Annotated in this window: 17 protein-coding genes; 6 read left to right on the forward strand and 11 right to left on the reverse strand. The window is 60.2% G+C overall.

The features are described from left to right. Nucleotides 1–87: 87 nt before the first annotated feature. The 3 genes from J3350_RS08130 to J3350_RS08140 all read right to left on the reverse strand — a co-directional run bounded on the left by J3350_RS08130 (nt 88) and on the right by J3350_RS08140 (nt 2091). Nucleotides 88–771, reverse strand: a complete 684-nt coding sequence (locus J3350_RS08130; protein WP_207686278.1) for a GntR family transcriptional regulator — start codon at nt 769–771, stop codon at nt 88–90. A gap of 85 nt (nt 772–856) precedes the next feature. After that, entirely contained in the window at nt 857–1543 is a 687-nt protein-coding gene (locus J3350_RS08135; RefSeq protein ID WP_207686279.1) for an RluA family pseudouridine synthase, read from the reverse strand. Further along, nucleotides 1540–2091: an NUDIX domain-containing protein gene (locus J3350_RS08140; protein ID WP_097791266.1), complete on the reverse strand. Its 552-nt coding sequence runs from the start codon at nt 2089–2091 to the stop codon at nt 1540–1542. The genes J3350_RS08135 and J3350_RS08140 overlap by 4 nt, the downstream gene beginning before the upstream one ends. A gap of 368 nt (nt 2092–2459) precedes the next feature. Between J3350_RS08140 and nifJ the strand changes: the two genes are divergently transcribed. The 5 genes from nifJ (at nt 2460) to J3350_RS08165 (ending at nt 10757) form a co-directional block, all read left to right on the forward strand. Further along, entirely contained in the window at nt 2460–6005 is a 3546-nt protein-coding gene (gene nifJ / locus J3350_RS08145; RefSeq protein WP_097791265.1) for a pyruvate:ferredoxin (flavodoxin) oxidoreductase, read from the forward strand. A gap of 962 nt (nt 6006–6967) precedes the next feature. After that, a complete protein-coding gene (gene mgtE / locus J3350_RS08150; RefSeq protein ID WP_207686280.1) occupies nt 6968–8539 on the forward strand; it encodes a magnesium transporter in 1572 nt (523 codons plus the stop codon). Nucleotides 8540–8753: 214 nt separating this feature from the next. Continuing rightward, nucleotides 8754–9056: a hypothetical protein gene (locus J3350_RS08155; protein WP_207686281.1), complete on the forward strand. Its 303-nt coding sequence runs from the start codon at nt 8754–8756 to the stop codon at nt 9054–9056. Between the two features lie 66 nt (nt 9057–9122). Continuing rightward, nucleotides 9123–9761 (forward strand): rhomboid family intramembrane serine protease, encoded by a 639-nt coding sequence (locus J3350_RS08160; protein WP_207686282.1) that lies wholly within the window; start codon nt 9123–9125, stop codon nt 9759–9761. Between the two features lie 33 nt (nt 9762–9794). Beyond that, the gene (locus J3350_RS08165) at nt 9795–10757 is read left to right on the forward strand and encodes a hypothetical protein (protein ID WP_207686283.1); all 963 of its coding nucleotides are present in this window, start codon (nt 9795–9797) and stop codon (nt 10755–10757) included. Nucleotides 10758–10799: 42 nt separating this feature from the next. On the opposite strand, the gene J3350_RS08170 is transcribed toward J3350_RS08165, so the two are convergent. Both J3350_RS08170 and J3350_RS08175 read right to left on the reverse strand, forming a co-directional pair. After that, nucleotides 10800–12086 (reverse strand): D-alanyl-D-alanine carboxypeptidase family protein, encoded by a 1287-nt coding sequence (locus J3350_RS08170; protein WP_207686284.1) that lies wholly within the window; start codon nt 12084–12086, stop codon nt 10800–10802. A 25-nt stretch (nt 12087–12111) separates the two neighbouring features. Beyond that, nucleotides 12112–13086, reverse strand: a complete 975-nt coding sequence (locus J3350_RS08175; protein WP_207686285.1) for a D-alanyl-D-alanine carboxypeptidase family protein — start codon at nt 13084–13086, stop codon at nt 12112–12114. A 108-nt stretch (nt 13087–13194) separates the two neighbouring features. Between J3350_RS08175 and J3350_RS08180 the strand changes: the two genes are divergently transcribed. Continuing rightward, entirely contained in the window at nt 13195–13743 is a 549-nt protein-coding gene (locus tag J3350_RS08180; protein WP_207686286.1) for a gamma carbonic anhydrase family protein, read from the forward strand. A 303-nt stretch (nt 13744–14046) separates the two neighbouring features. Here J3350_RS08180 and J3350_RS08185 read toward each other — a convergent pair whose 3' ends face one another. From J3350_RS08185 to J3350_RS08210, 6 genes are all read right to left on the reverse strand, one after another. Then, nucleotides 14047–14814, reverse strand: coding sequence for a biotin--[acetyl-CoA-carboxylase] ligase (locus tag J3350_RS08185; RefSeq protein WP_207686287.1), 768 nt, complete (start codon nt 14812–14814; stop codon nt 14047–14049). Beyond that, nucleotides 14811–15299, reverse strand: a complete 489-nt coding sequence (locus J3350_RS08190; protein WP_207686288.1) for a metallophosphoesterase — start codon at nt 15297–15299, stop codon at nt 14811–14813. The genes J3350_RS08185 and J3350_RS08190 overlap by 4 nt, the downstream gene beginning before the upstream one ends. Nucleotides 15300–15321: 22 nt before the next feature. Continuing rightward, on the reverse strand, nt 15322–16173 hold the full coding sequence (rsmI, locus tag J3350_RS08195; protein ID WP_097791255.1) for a 16S rRNA (cytidine(1402)-2'-O)-methyltransferase: 852 nt from the start codon (nt 16171–16173) through the stop codon (nt 15322–15324). Between the two features lie 18 nt (nt 16174–16191). Continuing rightward, entirely contained in the window at nt 16192–16869 is a 678-nt protein-coding gene (locus J3350_RS08200) for a tRNA1(Val) (adenine(37)-N6)-methyltransferase (protein WP_207686289.1), read from the reverse strand. 134 nt (nt 16870–17003) lie between these two features. After that, nucleotides 17004–17174 carry a DUF362 domain-containing protein gene (locus tag J3350_RS08205; protein ID WP_097791253.1) on the reverse strand — a complete coding sequence of 57 codons (171 nt, stop codon included), beginning with the start codon at nt 17172–17174 and terminating at the stop codon, nt 17004–17006. A 287-nt stretch (nt 17175–17461) separates the two neighbouring features. Beyond that, nucleotides 17462–18400, reverse strand: coding sequence for a stage 0 sporulation family protein (locus J3350_RS08210; protein ID WP_097791252.1), 939 nt, complete (start codon nt 18398–18400; stop codon nt 17462–17464). Nucleotides 18401–18590 lie beyond the last annotated feature (190 nt).

Here is an 18590-nt window from a genome sequence, read left to right on the forward strand (position 1 = left end):
CGTTTTCTCCGACCCCACAGAAAAAGGACCCGCGCCGCAGAGTGAATGCCCTGCGGCGCGGGTCCTTTTGTGGTTGAAGCGCAAGTTTTATGGTTCCGGTTCAAAATAGTCGGCATATTCCTCGGTGAGCTTGGAGCCAAGCCGCCGAATGCCGCCGTAGAGGTGCCGCTCCACCAGCGGCTCAAATGCGGCCATGTCGCAGTGCTCGATGGCGTCGATGAGGTTGGCGTGGTCTGCGATGACCTCGGCAAGCCCGCCGCTGGTGATGGTGTCCAGCATCCGGAACCGGCTGTAGTCGGCGTGGGCGTTCTGCAACGTCCGCCAGAGATACATCTTCCCCATGGCGGCAAACCAGGTCTCGTGGAGCAGGCGGTCAGCCTCGTACAGACGGTTGAAGTCTGGGTGCTCGGCGTGGGCCAGAGCCTCGTAAGCAGCGGCCCGCTTCCGGATGAGCGCCCGCTGTTCCGGGGTGCACCGGGGCGAAAAATCCCGCAGCACACGGGCCTCCACGGCGGTGCGCTCGTAGATCAGCTCCTCCACGATCTCACGGTTCAGCCGGGTGACGGTGGTGCCCTTGTAGGGCACGATCTTCACCAGCCCGTTTTCCTGCAATTTCTGCAAAACGACCCGGATGAGCGACCGCGGTGCCCCGAACCGGGTGCAGAGCGGGTTCTCACTCAGCGAGCTTCCGGGGCGGATGGTCAGGTCGATGATCTCCCGCTCCAGCACATCATAGATCGCGGCGTCTGTTTTGTACGTTTGTTGTTCCATAGCTTCGTTCCCCAGACAACAAGGCCCGGCTGTGTTCAAGCCGAAGGCGAAAAAATAGAGTGGACTGATCTGCCGAAGGCGGATGCTAAATGTTCCATGGTGCCGTGTCCGGCTTTTCCAATGCGAACTCCATCGGCTCCCCGGTCTCCGGGTGCAGAAAACAGAGCCGTGCGCTCTGCAGTGCAATGGTTCCCTTGAAATGGCTGCCGTATTTGCCGTCGCCCCAGAGCGGATGCCGCCGGGAGGCGAACTGCACCCGGATCTGATGGGTCCGCCCGGTGTGGAGGGTGATGTCCGCAAGGCTCAGTGTTCCGTTCGAGGCAGTGATGCGGTATTCGAGCACGGCTTCCCGTACCCCTTTGCGCGGGCGGCTGACCGGGAAGACCCGGCCCTTCCGGCTGTCCTTGAACAGATAGTCCCGCAGGATGCCGTGTTCCGGCAGTGTTTCGTCCGGTGCCCCGGCAAGGACGGCCCGGTACTGCTTGGTGAAGACCGGTGCGGGCAGCGTATTTTGGGTGGGTGCAGCCCGGCCGTCCAGCACGGCGTAGGCTTCCTGGCTCTGGGTGATCTGCCGTGTCAGCGCGGCGGCGGCCTTTGGAGTCCTGGCACAGACCATCAGGCCGGACACGCCGGTGTCCAGCCGGTGCACGATGCCCACATAGGCGTCCGGCTGCCTCCACAGCTCCCGCAGCCGGGCGGGCAGGCCGGCCTCACTGGACAGGCCTGCCGGTTTGTTCACGACCACAAGGGCCGCATCCTGATAGAGGATCACAGTCTGCCCTCGTCCAACAGAGCCTTCAGCTTGAGCACGCCTGCCACAGTCTTGCCGTCCTTGATCTCGCCGCTCATGACCATCTCATAGGCTTTCTGCAGCGGCACACGGTCGGGCGTCAGGAACTCGTCGGCGTCCAGGTGCATGTGGGTCTCCTTCAGGCCGGTGGCCACCCAGGTGTAGATGACCTCGGTGTCGTAGCCCACGGTTGGGTAAAATTCGCCCAGCGAGGTGTAGTGCTCGGCGGTCAGGCCGCATTCCTCTTCCAGTTCGCGCCTGGCGGCTTCAAAGGGATCTTCGCCCGCTTCCAGCTTGCCGGCGGGCAGCTCCCACAGCTCCTGCTGCATGGCATAGCGGAACTGGCGCACCATGCAGATGGTGCCGTCCTCAAAGTAAGGCACGATGCAGGCACCGCCGTGGTGGTGCACCACTTCGCGGGTGGCGGTCTTCCCGTTCTCCAGCAGGGCGGTGTCCTTAGTCAGGGTGATGACCCGGCCCTCGAAGAGCACCTCGCTGGTCAGTTTCTTCTCAAAATGTGCTGCGTCCATCGTTTCTGCGTCCTTTCTGAACGAGCCGGAGCCTGCTCCGGCCCGGATAAATCACTGGTTCCAGTTTACGGCATTTCCTGTACGATTGTCAATTCAAAATTAAGGAAAAGTTAAGAAAAAATCGCTCCATTGGCCAAAAACTTAAAATTCTGCAAGAATGAATCCCACCAAAAACACAAGCGTAAAAAACCAACAAAAAAAATCGTGAAATTTTGTTGCGTTTTGCCAGTGGGTTTGCGTTTACTTTAGAAGCGGAATTTGTTATTATAGTATATGAGCAATAGTGCCTTTTGGGGTTCTCCGGCCCCGCCGGGGCGCTTATTGCCCCGCGCAAAAGGTACCAAATTCTGAACAATGGAGGAAGAAAAATGCCTAGAGCAAAGCAAACCATGGATGGCAATACCGCTGCCGCTCATGTAGCATATGCCTACACGGACGTGGCTGCCATCTACCCCATTACCCCGTCTTCTCCGATGGCTGACTCTGTGGACCAGTGGTCCGCAGCTGGCCAGAAGAACATCTTCGGCAACCAGGTCAAGGTCGTCGAGATGGAGTCTGAGGCCGGCGCTGCCGGCGCTGTGCACGGCTCTCTGGGTGCAGGTGCTGTTACCACCACCTTCACCGCTTCTCAGGGCCTGCTGCTGATGATCCCCAACATGTACAAGATCGCTGCGGAGCAGCTGCCCTGCGTGTTCGATGTTTCGGCACGTACCGTTGCTACCCAGTCCCTGAACATCTTCGGTGATCACAGCGACGTTATGGCATGCCGCCAGACCGGCTTCGCAATGCTGGTCGAGAGCAGCGTGCAGGAAGTCATGGATCTGTCCCCGGTTGCCCATCTGGCAGCAATTGAGGGCAAGGTCCCCTTCCTGAACTTCTTCGATGGCTTCCGTACTTCTCACGAGTACCAGAAGATCGAGAAGTGGGATTACGCTGATCTGAAGGAAATGTGCAACATGGAGGCTGTTGAGGCGTTCCGCGCTAAGGCACTGAACCCTGAGCACCCCAAGATGCGCGGTTCCCACGAGAACGGCGACGTGTTCTTCCAGCATCGTGAGGCCTGCAACTCTGTCTACGACGCACTGCCCGCAGTCGTCGAGAAGTACATGGCCAAGATCAATGCAAAGCTGGGCACCAACTACGATCTGTTCAACTACTACGGCGCTCCCGATGCAGACCGCGTCATGATCGCTATGGGCTCTGTCTGCGACGTTGCAGATGAGGTCATCGATTACCTGAACGCCAAGGGTGAGAAGGTCGGTATCGTCAAGGTCCGCCTGTATCGTCCCTGGGTCTCTTCCGCTCTGCTGAAGGTCCTGCCCAAGACTGCAAAGAAGGTCGCAGTTCTGGACCGCACCAAGGAGCCCGGCTCCCTGGGCGAGCCTCTGTACCTGGATGTTGCTGCTACCCTGCGTGAGGCCGGCATGAACGATGTCGTCCTGACCGGCGGCCGCTACGGCCTGGGCAGCAAGGACACTCCCCCGTCCTCCATCTTCGCTCTGTTCAAGGAGCTGGAGAAGGATCAGCCGAAGGAGCGCTTCACCCTGGGCATCACCGATGATGTCACCGGTCTGTCCCTGCCCGAAGTCAAGCCCGCTCCCATCACCGCAGCTGCTGGCACCAAGGAGTGCAAGTTCTGGGGTCTGGGCGGCGACGGCACCGTCGGCGCAAACAAGAACTCCGTCAAGATCATCGGCGACCATACCGACAAGTATGTTCAGGCATACTTCCAGTATGACTCCAAGAAGACCGGCGGCGTGACCATCAGCCACCTGCGTTTCGGCGACAAGCCCATCCGCAGCCCCTACTACATCAACCAGGCTGACTTCGTGGCCTGCCACAACCCCGCTTACATCCACATGGGCATGAAGATGGTCCAGGATGTCAAGCCCGGCGGCGTGTTCATGATCAACTGCCAGTGGTCCGATGAGGAGCTGGGCCAGCACCTGAACGCTGAGGCCAAGAAGTACATCGCTGACAACAACATTCAGCTGTACACCATCAACGCCATCGATAAGGCTATCGAGATCGGTATGGGCAAGCGCACCAATACCATCCTGCAGTCTGCTTTCTTCAAGCTGGCAGACGTCATGCCCATCGAGGACGCTGTCAACTTCATGAAGCAGGCCGCTCAGAAGAGCTACGGCAAGAAGGGCCAGGACGTCGTCGAGATGAACTGGAAGGCCATCGATGCTGGTGTTGACGCCATCCACAAGGTGGACGTCCCCGCTTCCTGGTCCAACCCCGAAGCTGATCCCGCACCCAAGGCTCTCACCGGCCGTCCGGAGCTGGTCAAGCAGATCCGCGACGTCATGGAGCCCATCGCTCGTATGGACGGCGACAGCCTGCCCGTTTCCGCTTTCGTTGCAAATGCAAACGGCGAGTGGGAGCAGGGTGCTTCTGCATATGAGAAGCGCGGCACCGCTGTCAACGTTCCGGAGTGGGATGCTTCCAAGTGTGTTGGCTGCAACCAGTGCGCATTCGTGTGCTCTCACGCAACCATCCGTCCCTTCCAGCTGACTGCTGACGAGCTGGCTGCTGCTCCCGCACAGACCAAGAGCCGCGACAACAAGCCCGCAAACGAGTACAAGTTTGTCATGGCTGTGTCTCCTCTGGACTGCATGGGCTGCGGCGAGTGCGTCACCGTCTGCCCCACCAAGGCCATCAGCATGGTTCCTCAGGAGAGCCAGGCCGACCAGCAGGCAGTCTTCGACTACTGCGTCGCCAACATCTCCAAGAAGCCCGGCAAGTTTGCTGACGACACCGTCATCGGTTCTCAGTTCAACCAGCCGCTGCTGGAGTTCTCTGGCTCCTGCGCAGGCTGTGCCGAGACCTCTTATGCTCGCCTGATCACCCAGCTGTTCGGCGAGAAGATGTACATCTCCAACGCTACCGGTTGCTCCTCCATCTGGGGCGGCACCGCTTCCATCTCTCCGTACACCGTCAACAAGGACAGCGGCCATGGTCCTGCATGGTGCAACTCCCTGTTCGAGGATAACGCTGAGCATGGTCTGGGCCTGTACCTCGGCCAGAAGACCGTCCGTGAGAACCTGATCAAGCGCATCGCTGAGGTCGCTGGTTCTGACAAGGCTTCCGCTGAGCTGAAGGCTGCATTCGACAAGTTCATGGAGACCAAGAACAACACCAAGGCCAACGACGAACCCGCTAAGGCTCTGATCGCTGAGCTGGAGAAGGCTGCTGCCGCTGGCTGCACCGAGTCCGCTGAGATCCTGAAGAGCAAAGAGTTCATCGCAAAGAAGTCCGTCTGGATCTTCGGTGGCGACGGTTGGGCATACGACATCGGCTTCGGCGGCCTGGATCACGTCCTGGCTTCCGGCGAGGATGTCAACGTCATGGTCTTCGATACTGAGATGTACTCCAACACCGGTGGACAGGCATCCAAGGCTTCCAACATTGGTGAAGTCTGCCAGTTCGCTGCTGCTGGTAAGGAGATCAGCAAGAAGAGCCTGTCCGAGATCGCAATGACCTATGGTTACATCTACGTCGCTCAGATCGCTCTGGGTGCCAACATGAACCAGGCTGTCAAGGCAATCGCCGAGGCTGAGGCTTATCCTGGCCCGTCTCTGATCATCGGCTACGCTCCCTGCGAGCTGCACGGTGTCAAGGGCGGTATGACCAACTGCCAGAACGAGATGAAGAAGGCTGTCGAGGCTGGTTACTGGAACCTGTTCACCTTCAACCCGGCCAACAAGGCTCAGGGCAAGAACCCGTTCACTCTGACCTCCAAGGCAGTCGATGCCGAGAAGTACCAGGCTCTGCTGGCAAACGAGACCCGTTACAGCCGCCTGACCCGTGCCTTCCCGGAGCGCGCAAAGCAGCTGTTCGCACGCAACGAGCAGGTCGCAAACGATCGTTACGAGCATCTGACTCGTCTGGTCGAGCTGTACAAGTAATCTTTCTCCCCTGTTTTGGGCCGGAACGCGCCGCAGCGGCACCCTAGTCCGAAAGGCGGCTGCTCCGCACTGGCGGTTACTGCGCAACGCAGCAGTGCGAAACTGTGGCTGATCTGGCCCCGGCAGCGGCAAAAGAAGAACGTGCACAAAAGCGACAACGCTTTCCGCACAACAAGTCTCTGATTTCATTTTCCCACGCCCTTGCTGCGGCAGTGATCCGCAGTGGGGCCGGGTGTTTGAAATACCAAAGCGCCCGCGAGGGTCCTTGAAAGCACACCCCGCGTGTGTCAGGAACATAAGGTCTGTTCGCAGATACCTTGTTCCGCCTGAAGCATAAGACCTGCCTTGCAGGGATCTTGCCCCAGTCAAAAACGAATCTCGTTTTTAGCGCCCCGCTCACCGGCAACGGTGACCGGGGCGTATTTTTTTGTGTGCGGCGGGCTATTTTACACTTTCTTCATAGGTTTTTCATGAAAAACCGCGCATTCGGTGCTATACTACAAACATAAGGAACCGGGGCCGCAACCGATTCCTTGTACATGATTCCTCCTCACACCAAGGCAATATCCGAACAGAAAGTCCTTTCCAGTGTTCCGCAAGCGCTGGAAAGGGCTTTCTGCGTTTTTGACGGAAATTTCCCTCTGCTTTCGGCGGTTTTAGGGTTGACCGGCCTTTTTGCGGACGCTATAATAAAAAGTGGATAAGATTTTTAGGAGGTGAACGCAGGACAATGGACCCGGATCATAGTCGAAGACACGGATCAACTGCGGCACAGCAGAACGAAAAAGCAGCTGCGTTCGCCTTTTTTGCCCGGTAAGAGGTGCTGTACAGGCACTTCTCAGCGGGGAGAAAGGGCGCAGCTTGGTGCGCGCAGCGGGCAGAACGGCTCGCTGCGGGAAGCAGGCGGCGCTTTTTGTTTTGTGTGCTGTCCGATCCGCCGGAAACGGTAAGGAGGAACACAAATGGAACTGGAAGAAAAGAAGAACGCGGCCCCGGAAGCATCGCTCCCGATGCCCGAACTGCCCGCAGATATCCCTGCGGAAGTCCGCCAGAAGCTGGCCGAAGACCTGAGTGAGGAGGCCACCGAAGACCTCAAGCAGGATGTGCGGGACGCCGAAGAAGAAGAGGCCCGTGACGAAGAGGTCAAGGCCAACCCCGAAATGCTGACCAAGAGCCGCCTGCTGAAAATGCTGGTGAAAAAGCAGTATGTCAAGCTGCGCGAAGTCACCGAGGAAGAGCAGCCCGCCGACCTGGCCGAGCTGCTGGAAGAACTGGACGAAAACAACCGTCTGGTGGTCTTCCGCCTGCTGAAAAAGGAAGTGGCGACCGAGGCCTTTGCCTATATGTCCGATGAGGCCCGCGATGACCTCGTCAATGCGTTCTCGGATGTGGAGCTGGTCAGCGCCATCGAGGAGATGAGTCTGGACGACGCCGCCGACCTGCTGGAAGATATGCCAGCCGGTGTTGTGAAACGGGTGTTGGAGAAATCTTCCAAGCAGACCCGTGAGAGCCTGAATAAGCTGCTGAACTACCCCGAAAGCTCGGCCGGCAGTCTGATGACGCCCGAATACGTCCGTCTGCGCAAGGAGATGAACGTCAGCGATGCGCTGGCCGCCATCCGCCGTCAGGGCGAGAACGCCGAGACGGTCTACACCAACTACGTCGTCGAGCGGAACCGTCTGCTGGGCGTTGTGTCTGCCCGCAGCCTGCTGCTGGCAGACCCCAAGACCCCCATTGCCGACATCATGGACGACAACGTCGTTGCCGTGAAGGTCACGGACGATCAGGAGTATGTGGCCCGTGAGATGCAGCGCTACGACTTCACGGCCATGCCGGTCCTGGACAACGAGGGCATGTTCGTCGGCATCATCACCATCGACGATGCAATCGACGTTCTGACCGACGAGTCCACCGAGGACATGCAGAAGATGGCGGCCATTCTGCCGGATGACGATGCAACGACTTATTTCGGCACAAGCGTCTGGACCCACGCCAAGCAGCGCATCCCCTGGCTGCTCATCCTGATGCTGTCGGCCACCTTCACCGGCATGGTCACCACCCACTACGAGGAAGCCTTCGTCAGCCTGCCTCTGCTGGTCTCCTTCATGCCCATGCTGATGGACACTGCCGGCAACTGCGGCAACCAGATCAGCACCCTGATGGTCCGTGGTCTGGCGCTGGGTGAGGTGGAACCGGCCGACTTCCTCCGCGTTCTGGGCAAGGAGATCCGCGTCTCTGCCATCGTGGGCGCGGTGCTGGGCATCGTGAACGGCCTGCGCATCTACCTGATGTACACCTTCCTCTTCCCCGGCCAGTATGAAAATGTCATCGGTTATGCCATCGTGGTCAGTGTATCGCTTTTCTTCAGCGTCATCCTGGCCAAGCTGGTGGGCGGTATGCTGCCGCTGGCCGCCAAGAAGCTGGGTGCCGACCCGGCCATCATGGCAACGCCGTTCATCACCACCATCGTCGATGCGTGCAGCCTGATCCTGTACTTCCAGATCGCGCAGATCGTGTTCCGGAATATGATGTGAGAAAACTTGAAGAGCGGCTGCATCTGCCGGGACTCCGCAGATGCAGCCGCTCTTTTTCTGTGGAAAAGTCGGGTTTTCCAACGGTTTTCAACACGAAGAAATTCCGTCCCATCCGATGTGGAAAACTTATACGCCCTGCATTCCAGCGGGGAGAAAGCACTTTACAGCTGAGAAGAGCCGGTGAAAAAAGAAAAGAAAACGGCTCGACTTTCTTTTGGAAAAAAGAAAAAGCTCCCGCATTTCTCCCCAGAAACCACCATGGAAAATGCCGGGAAATACTTCACGTATAAAAACCAAACGGTGGAGTAGTGGAAAACTCGGTGGAAAAAGTGGAAAACATCGTGGGAAACTGGCCCTCTTTTTCACAAATTCAGTGGAAAACCCGGTGGAAAAAGTGGATAAGTCCATTCGGAAGGCACAAAAATGGATACAACCGACTGTTTTAGCAGAAGGCGGCAGCGACAGCCAGCCGCCTTTTGTTCACAGGGATTTTCTTGAATGGCCCTGCCAAACATGATACAATGAGAAAAACAGCGGCCCCCAAGCCGGGGCCGGAATCTTACGAGCATGGAGGCGTTCCCCTATGAACTGGCTAACCAAACTGGAGCGGAAGTATGGCCGCATCTGCATCCCGAACCTCATCTCGATCCTGGTGGGTGCGCAGGTCCTGGTCTATGCCGTGGAACTGTTCGTCAATCAGTATGTCTCGCTTTATCTGAGCCTGAGCCGCACGGCCCTGCTGATGGGGCAGGTCTGGCGGGTCATCACCTTTGTGTTCGTGCCGTTTTCGGGCGGCGGGCCGCTCAGCGTCATTCTGGGCATCTACTTCACCTGGTTCATCGGGAGCGCACTGGAAAAAGAGTGGGGCGACTTCCGCTTCAATCTGTATCTCCTGCTGGGCGTGGTGGGCGCAGTGGCGGCCTGCCTGCTGACGGGCTATGCCGATACCTACTGCCTGTCGCTCTCGCTCCTGCTGGCCTTTGCGATGCTGTATCCGGAGGTGCAGGTGCTCCTCTTCTTCGTCATCCCCATCCGGGTCAAGTACTTCGGCTGGTTTGCGGCGGCGCTGTGGGCGCTCAGCTTTCTGGGGTCCGGCATGATGGGAAAACTGAACGATCTGCTCTGTATGCTGAACTTCGTCGTCTTCTTCGGCCCGCAGGCCTGGCGCAGTGTCCGTGCCTGGGTCCGCCGGGAGCAGTGGAAACGGAAGAACCGCCGCTGAGTGCGGGAGAAAACAGGAAAGACAGAGGACAGCATGTTAGAACGCATTGCGGGAAATGAAGAACTGAAGTCCAGCATCCGCCGGATGCTGGAGGGGCGGCGTCTGACTCACAGCGTCCTGCTGGTGGGCGAAGCGGGCCTGGGAGCCGGTTTTGCGGCCCGTTGTGTGGCGGCGGATTACCTCTACCCCCAGGGCGGTGCGCCCGCAGAAGCGCTCCTGCGGGGCGAATGCTGCCGTGCGGTGGCCAAGGCGGGCAAACGCGACAGCGGCCAGATCGAGACCGGCATCGTGCGGGAGGCCATTTCCGTCACCGGCATGGGGTCCGGCGGGCGGTATCTGGTCGGTCAGGTCACGGCCATGCGGTCGGAGATCTTCAACACCAGCCTTTCGGCAGAGGGCCGTGCCGTCCTGCTCTACCATGTGGAGCGGATGAACGAGGAATCGGCCAATGCGCTGCTGAAGGTCATGGAAGAGCCGCCGGAGGGGGTGCTCTTTCTACTGACAGCGGATTCGCTGGCAGGCGTCCTGCCCACCATCCGGAGCCGTTGCATCAGCTTTGCCGTGGCCCCGGTCTCCCCGGAGGACTGCGCCCTCTACTGCACCGCGCAGGGCGTGGGCGCAAAGGATGCGGCCCTGTACAGTGCGCTGTTCGATGGGCACATCGGCACCGTGCTGGCCGCTGCGCGAGACGAAGCCCGCCGCGAGCAGGTGGACCGGGCGCTGGCGCTGGCCAAAGCCGCGGCAGCCAGAGACAGCTATGCGGCAGCGGTGCTGCTGGCCGCTTATGAAAAAGACAAGGCCGGTGCATCGGCCCTGCTGGCCGATTTCCGGGCCGTAGCCGCCGCCGGGCTGCGGGGCAGCTCTCATTCCCCGGTGGAGGGTGAGACCGCCCGGAAGGCCCTCGGAGCCGCCGATGCGGCGATGCAGCAGATCGGCGCGCAGGTCAACCCCAAGATCGTGCTGTCGGTGCTGGCGGCGAAGTTCCGGACGTTCTGAAAAAACAAAAGCAGCCGCATTGCGGCTGCTTTTGCATCGTTCTTATTTTCGATTGGCTCTCCGCTTGCGGTTCCGGTTCAGGGAGCTGCCGCCGGAGACGAGGGTGACACAGCTCAGAACCGCGAGGAGGAGCACGAGTGCGGCCATCAGGAGCAGGGTGCTCTTGAGGTCGGTGCGGAAGTCCGACACGTATTCCTGATGGGTCACAAGGTCTACGGTGCCGACCTCGTAACCGTCCAGATAGACGGTGGCCTGGCCGAGGACTGCATCGGCCTTGACGGTGGCGGAGACGCGCTCCGGCAGCGCAAAGCTGTAGGTGACTTTGTCATCGGCGTGGCCGTAGCCGCTGACCGGTTCGGCGGCGTAGAGCTCGACGGCCTCCGCACTGCGGCACTTGGTCAGGGGCACGGTGGTCAGCGGGGTGGTGGTGTCCACCAGTCTCCGGTCTGCAAAGCTGGCGAAGGCCCAGTCCAGCAGCTCGGAGGCTTCTTTGTAAATGTTGTCCAGATCAGAGCCGAGGATGACCAGACCATAGGTGTGGCCGTTCTTCTGGGCAAAGGTGACATAGCAGCGGCCTGCCAGCGTGGTGAATCCGGTCTTCATGCCCCGGATGTAGTCGCGGTAGTAGGGATATTCGGGGTTCAGCATCAGGTTGGTGGAGGTGATGCTCCGCTCATTCTGGTGCAGGTTGGTGGCCGGGAGGGTGTAGCTCAGGGTATTGGCGACCTTCATATAGGTCTCGTTGGCGGCGCAGGCCGAGGCGATGAGCGCGAGGTCACGGGCCGAGGAGACGTTGCCGTAATCGTACAGTCCGTGCACACAGGTGAAGCTGGTGCTGGTGCAGCCCAGCTCCTGGGCCTTCTGGTTCATCATCGCGACAAAATTGGGCAGGCTGCCCGCCACATCGTTGGCGATGACGCTGGCGGCATCGTTGGCGCTGGCCACCAGCAGGCCGTACAGCAGGTCGATGCGGCGCACGGTCTCACCGATGCGCAGATTCATGGTGCTGCCGTTGGCATTCTGGATGTCCTTGAACTCCTGTGTCAGGCTGGTGGGAATGGTGATCTCTTCGTTCAGGTCTTTGCCGCTTTCGAGAAAGAGCAGGGCCGTCATCATCTTGGTCAGGCTGGCGATATACCGCTGCTGCCCGGCGTTCTGGTCCAGGATGGGCTTGTCGATGTCTGCGTTGAACAGATAGACCGACTCGCCCTCGTTGGCGGTCTGGATGGGCATCTCGTACACAGCCAGACCGGGCAGCGCGGCCGAGACGGCCAGCACGACCGTCAGCAGCAGAGCCGCCATCCGGCGGAAGAGCGTAGTGTTTTGCATGAGCGTATCCTCCCAAAATTTCAAATCAGCTGAACAGGAGCTGCCAGAAAGTCAGCGGCTTTTCGGGCTGGGCCGGGGCGGCGGCTTCCGGCTGCGTGGTGGTCTGCACGGGGTGCAGCTCCGGGCTGGTGAAGGCCCAGTCCAGCAGCTCGGAGGCTTCCCGGAAAATATTCTGGCTGTTCGAGCCGAGGATGACCAGACCGTAGGTGTGGCCGTCCTGCTGGGCAAAGGTGACGAAGCAGCGCCCGGCCTTGGTCGTGAAACCGGTCTTCATGCCGTGGGCGTAGCTGCGGTAGGCCGCGCTGCCCGGCTGCAGCAGCTTGTTCGTGGTGGTGATGGTCCGGGTTTCATGTACATTGGTGGCGGGCAGCTGGTAGCGTACCGTGTCGGCCACCTGCCGGTAGGTCGGGTTCGCGTAACAGGCCAGCGCGATCTTCGCCAGGTCCCGCGCGGTGGAATAGTTGTTGGCATCGTACAGGCCGTGCGGGCAGGAGAAATGGGTGGTCGTGCAGCCCAGCTGGCTGGCGCGGGCATTCATCCGGGCCGCAAAGGCGGCCAGGTCTCCCCCGGCGGCATCGCTGGCCAGCACACTGGCCGCGTCGTTGGCGCTGGGCAGGAGCATGGCATACAGCATGTCGATGCGGCGCACGCTCTCCCCTGCCTGTAGGCCGATGGTGTGGCCCCGGTTGGCCTTGATGGACTGGAACTCCGGTGTCAGACTGTCCGGGATGGTGATGCTGGCGTTGAGGTCTGACCCGTTCTCGATCACGAGCAGGGCCGTCATCATCTTGGTCAGGCTGGCCACATGCCGGACCATATCCGGGTTCTGTTCCACGAGGGCCTCGCCGGTGTCGGCATCGAAGAGGTAGATCGACTCCTGCGGATAGGTGGTCTGGATGGGCATGGCGTAAACGGCAAAGCCGGGAAGCGCTGCGGCCACCGCCACGGCGGCGGTCAGAACCAGCGCGAGCACCCGGCGTACAAAAGCAGGATGGTTCATGAAAGAATGCTCCTTTGGAAGTTTCGGGCTTCCCTGATCCCCAAAATCAAAACGAACTATTAAAAGAATACCATAAATGAGCGAAAAGAGAAAGGTGGTTTTTCAACAATGATGATCCCATTTGGTGGAAAAACGCCCCAGGACTGCGGCGCGGCCTTTGTGGCCCCCAACGCAACGGTGCTGGGCGACGTGGTGCTGGAGAAAGGCTCCAGCGTCTGGTACGGAGCCGTGCTGCGGGGCGACGACGGAACCCTGACCCTTGGTGAGAACACCAACGTGCAGGACAACGCAGTCCTGCACTGCGACCCCGGCGGCGCGGTGACGCTGGGCAAAAACGTGACGGTGGGCCACAGCGCGCTCGTTCACGGCTGCACCGTGGGCGACGGGAGCCTCATCGGGATGCACGCGACCCTGCTCAACCACTGCGTCATCGGCCGGAACTGCATCATCGGCGCGGGGGCGCTGGTGCCGGAAGGAATGGTCATCCCGGACGGCTCGGTGGCGGTAGGCGTCCCGGCGAAGATCATCAAGACCATCCGCCCCGACCAGGCCGCGCATAACATCGAAAATGCCGTCCACTATGTCAGCGATGCCGAGGCCCATGCCGAGGCGGTGAAACAATGCGAAATCATCGAAACGGAAGCGAAAACGAAATGAACTTTCATCGAACCGGCTCATACCGGATGATTTTTCGGGAAAGCGACGAAATTTCAGGGCCGGATGCTTAACAAAATTTTCACAAGATTTCACAAGAATGTAATGACTTTTGTTCGGAAATCGGGTATACTATGAATTACAAGGGAGCGGGGCCGCAACCGTCTCCCTTGCACATGATTCCTCCTCACACCAAAGCAATACCCCAAAACAGGAACCCCCTCCGGTGTACCGCAAGCGCCGGAGGGGGTTCCTGTTTGGTTTCAAAAAGATATTCTAAAGACACTCCCGCCTTTTGGGAGAGGGTCATACAGCGCCGTAGATGCCATGCACCGAGACTTCACCGGTGAAGACATGTTCTTCGCCGCTGTCGGTGCGGACGACCAACCGGCCGTCCTCGTCCACGTCGATGGCCTCACCGGCACCCTGCCCGCCGCCCGGCAGGTCAAAGGTCACGCGGCGGCCGATGTTGATGCAGGCGGCCCTGTATTCGTCCCGGAAGGGTGCAAAGCCGTCCCGCGCAAAGACGTACATCGGGCGGTCGAAGCCGAAATCGGTCAGCCCCTCGGCCAGCCATTCGGGGTCGGTGGAAAGGTCCACCTTGGCCCCCTGCAGCTCCAGCGAGGTGCCGTGGGGCAGGTCGGCTGCGTCAAAATAGCTCTGCGGCTGGGCCAGGTTGATGCCGATGCCGCACAGGATGCCCCGGCCCTGCTGCTCGTAGCCGTAGGACACGCTCTCGCAGAGGATGCCCACGATCTTTTTGCCGTTCAGCAGCAGGTCGTTGGGCCACTTGATCTGGCAGTCTACGCCGTAGCGCAGCTTCAGCTGGTCGCGCACGGCCAGACTGGCCAGCAGCGGCAGGGTGGCGGGCTGCGCCAGCGGCTCCCGGATGGCGACGGTGTAATAGAGCGCCCGGCCCTCTGCGTTGACCCAGGTGCGGCCCAGACGGCCCCGCCCGGCGGTCTGGTTGGTGGTGTAGACCGCGCCCACCGGGCCGAATTCTTCAAAATGCTCTTTCACATAGGCGTTGGTGCTGCCGCATTCGGTCAGATAGCGCACTTCATTGATGCTCATGGATGCGGTACCTCTTTGTGTTCATAGTGGACGATCCTGCCCTTGTCCAGCGTCAGGATGCCGTAGGTGTTGGGCCCGGTGTAGCACCGGCCGCAGGAGCCGGGGTTGAACAGGAACACCGATCCGTGCTGTTCGGCCACCGGGACGTGGGTGTGGCCGAACAGGGCCACCTCCGCGCCGCGGGCCTCGGCGGCATCGGTCAGCGTGTCCAGATCGTATTTTACACCGTACATGTGACCATGCGTATAGAAAATGACGACCTGATCGAAGGCGGCCAGGCCGTCCAGCGGCTCCAGCGCACCAAAATCGCAGTTTCCGGCCACGGCGTAGACCTTCATCTTCGGGTAGAACGTCAGCGCTTCTTCCAGGTCGCGCAGGCCGTCGCCCAGAAAGATGACGGCGGTCGCATCGCTCTCCGCGTGAAGGATGCGCTCGACTGCGCCGGTGCTGTTGTGGCTGTCACTCAGGATCAAAAGTTTCGTCACGGGACCAAGTCCTCCTCAAAATTTATTCTTCCGTTTCGCCGGCCTGCAACGCCAGCATCTGTTTGTAGACTTCGCTCTTGGAGTAGGGGGTGCCCTGCGCGGCGGCCTTGGCGGCAGCCGTGGGGCCGTAGCCCTCCCCGGTCAGCTCCAGTGCCCGCTGTGCGGCCTGTTCCAGCGTCAGGCTCTCTTCGGCCTCGGCAGCGGGCGCTCCGGCCATGACCAGAACGTATTCGCCGCGCGGCTCGTTCCCGGCGTAGTGGGCCTGTGCCTCGCCGAGGGTGGTCTTCCAGATCTCCTCATGCAGCTTGGTCAGTTCCCGGCAGAGGGTGATGCTCCGCTCGGTGCCAAAAGCCGTCGTGAGATCGTCCAGCGTGGTGCGCAGCTTGTGGGGCGCTTCGTAGAAGATGACCGTCCGCTTCTCGCCCTGCAGCTCGGCCAGCCGCTCCCGCTTCTGCTTTTTGTTCACGGGCAGGAACCCCTCGAACACCCAGCGGGAGGTATCCTGGCCGGAGACTGCCAGCGCCGTGACGCAGGCCGATGCGGCCGGCACCGGCACCACCCGGATGCCCCGCGCCAGCGCATCCCGCACGATGACCTCGCCGGGGTCGGAGACGCAGGGCATCCCGGCGTCCGAGCAGAGGGCGCAGTTTTCGCCCGCCTCGATGCGGCGGAGGATGCCCTCGCCCTTTTGCAGGGCATGCTCGTAGTAGCTGACCATCGGTTTTTTCAGGCCGAGGAAGTTGAGCAGCTTCATGGTCACGCGGGTGTCCTCGGCGGCGATGAAGTCCGCCGCGCCGAAGGTCGCCGCCACGCGGGGCGGCATGTCATCGAGATTGCCGATGGGGGTCGCGACGATGTATAAGGTTCCTGCCATGGGGAGTACCTCCAAAATTTATTGTTTCCCGTACAGGGCCGCTCCGGTCGAAAGGAGCACGTCCGGCTCAATGCGCAGGCCGGTCTTCCGGTTCTTCTGCGCTTCCACCAGAAAGAGCCAGGGCGCGGCATCCGGCTGATTTTTCACAAAGGCCAGCCGTTTGGGCTCCAGGCGGTGGGCCCGCAGCACGGCCAGCACTTCGGCCAGTCGTTCCGGCCGGTGGCACAGTGAGAGCCGCCCGCCGTCTTTGAGCAGGCGGAACGCGCAGCGGCAGACGTCTTCCAGTGTGCAGTCCGTCTCGTGGCGGGCCGTGGCGCGGGCGGGGTCGCTGCTCTGGAAGCCCGCCGTGAAATAGGGCGGGTTACAGGCGCACAGATCAAAGCTGCCCTCCCCTTCGCGGAAGGTGCGCAGGTCGGTGCAGCAGGGGTTGATGTGGTCGATGCTCTGGGCCATCAACGCCTCGGAGAGCAGGGCGCTGGCTTCCGGCTGCAGCTCGATGGCTGCGCAGGGGCCGCGGTGGCCCCGGTCGTGCCATTCCAGGCTGACGATGCCGCAGCCGGAACACAGGTCTGCCGCGCGCTGGAGCCGCTTTGGCTCGGCAAAGCGGGCCAGCAGCAACGCGTCTGAGCCGAACCGGTGGACCGCAGAACAGTAGACTTCTGTTTTATTATACAAAATCTCGGTGGAATGTTCCATATCTGCAAGCTGCATCCTTTACCAAAATATCGGGGCCGAAAAGCCGGGAAAATTGTGCATGAAAGAAAAGCAGCAGACCCGCTTTTGACAGGTCTGCTGCTTTTGATGCGTTTTTACGGATCTCGCCGCGAAACTTATTCAGCGGTGATTGCACCGGTGGGGCAAGCGCCCTCGCAAGCGCCGCAATCGATGCAAGCGTCTGCGTTCACAACTGCAACGCCACCCTCAACGGTGACTGCACCAACGGGGCAAGCGCCCTCGCAAGCGCCGCAGCCAACACATGCGTCAGAAACCTTGTGTGCCATAATAAAACTCTCCTTTATTTCCCGTGCCAATGTTTAGGAGACGCCTGCCCTCGCACGGTACCAGCATGCCTCTCCGGAATTCTTCCTTGTCTGCATTCTAGCAAACCAAAAATGAAAAGGCAAGACTAACCGTGCCAACGAAAAGATGTTTTTTTGTTTTTTGTGGGGTTGCACAAAAGCAAAGGCTAACTTTGGGGGAAAATTGAGAGAGATTTTTAGCGAAAATCACGAAATACAGTTAGTTTTATAATACTAACCACTGTGATTCCCCACTGTTTTTCTGGGAATTATTTCTCTTTTTTGGGGCAGTTTCCACAGCCGGTGCGGCCATTGGCGTCGGCTGCGGCCACCACGGGGGCCGGGTTGCGCACACCGGAATAATCGTCGTCCGGGTCGGGGCGGCGGGGGGCGCGCTTGCCGCCGCTGACGTACTCGCAGACACCCACTTTGTAGTACCGCGGGGTCAAAGCCTCGGTGCCGCAGCGCACCCGCAGGTAGCCGGACACCGGGTTCACTTCCAGAACGGTGCCCAGGCCGTCCGGGGTGCGCACGGTGCTGCCCACCATGGGCATGATGCTGTTCAGATACTCGTAGGCGCTCTCCTCATAAGCCAGGCAGCACATCAGGCGGCCGCAGGCACCGCTGATCTTGGTGGGGTTCAGCGAGAGGCCCTGCTCCTTGGCCATCTTGATGGAGACGGGCTGGAAGTCCTTGAGGAAGCGGGAGCAGCAGAACGGCTGGCCGCAGATGCCCAGGCCGCCGATCATCTTGCTCTCGTCGCGCACGCCGATCTGGCGCAGCTCGATGCGGGTGTGGAAGATGCCGGCCAGGTCCTTGACCAGCTCGCGGAAGTCCACGCGGCCGTCGGCAGTGAAGTAAAACATGATCTTGGAGCGGTCGAGGGTGTATTCGGCTTCCACCAGCTTCATTTCCAGGCCGTGGCGCGCGATGCACTCCTGGCAGGTGTGGTAGGCGCGCTTCTCGTCCTCGCGGTTCTGGCGCATCCGGCGCACATCCACGCTGTCGGCCATCCGGGTGATGGGCTTGAGCGCCTTGGGCACGGCGGCGTCGGTCAGTTCCCGGACGCCCTGCACCACCTCGCCGCACTCGATGCCGCGGGCGGTCTCTACGATGACGTAGTCGCCGGTCTTGATCTCGGCCCCGGCAGGGTCGAAATAGTAGCTTTTTCCGTTTTCCTTGAAACGGACAGAGATCACTTGTTTCATAGTTGTCCTCGTTCTATTTTCTGAAACGCTCAGAGATCTGAGCCTGAAGAGCCATTCTTGAAACAGTATAACATACTTGAGTGCAATTTTCTATGAAAAATCAAATTCCTCTGCAACAATCCCGGCGGCTGAGCCGTATCTCTAGCGAAAACTGACTGAATTTTGCAAAAGATTCACCCGGCACCCTTGC

Origin of the sequence: Faecalibacterium sp. Marseille-Q3530 (assembly GCF_017377625.1) — a bacterium.
GTDB lineage: Bacteria > Bacillota > Clostridia > Oscillospirales > Ruminococcaceae > Faecalibacterium > Faecalibacterium prausnitzii_E.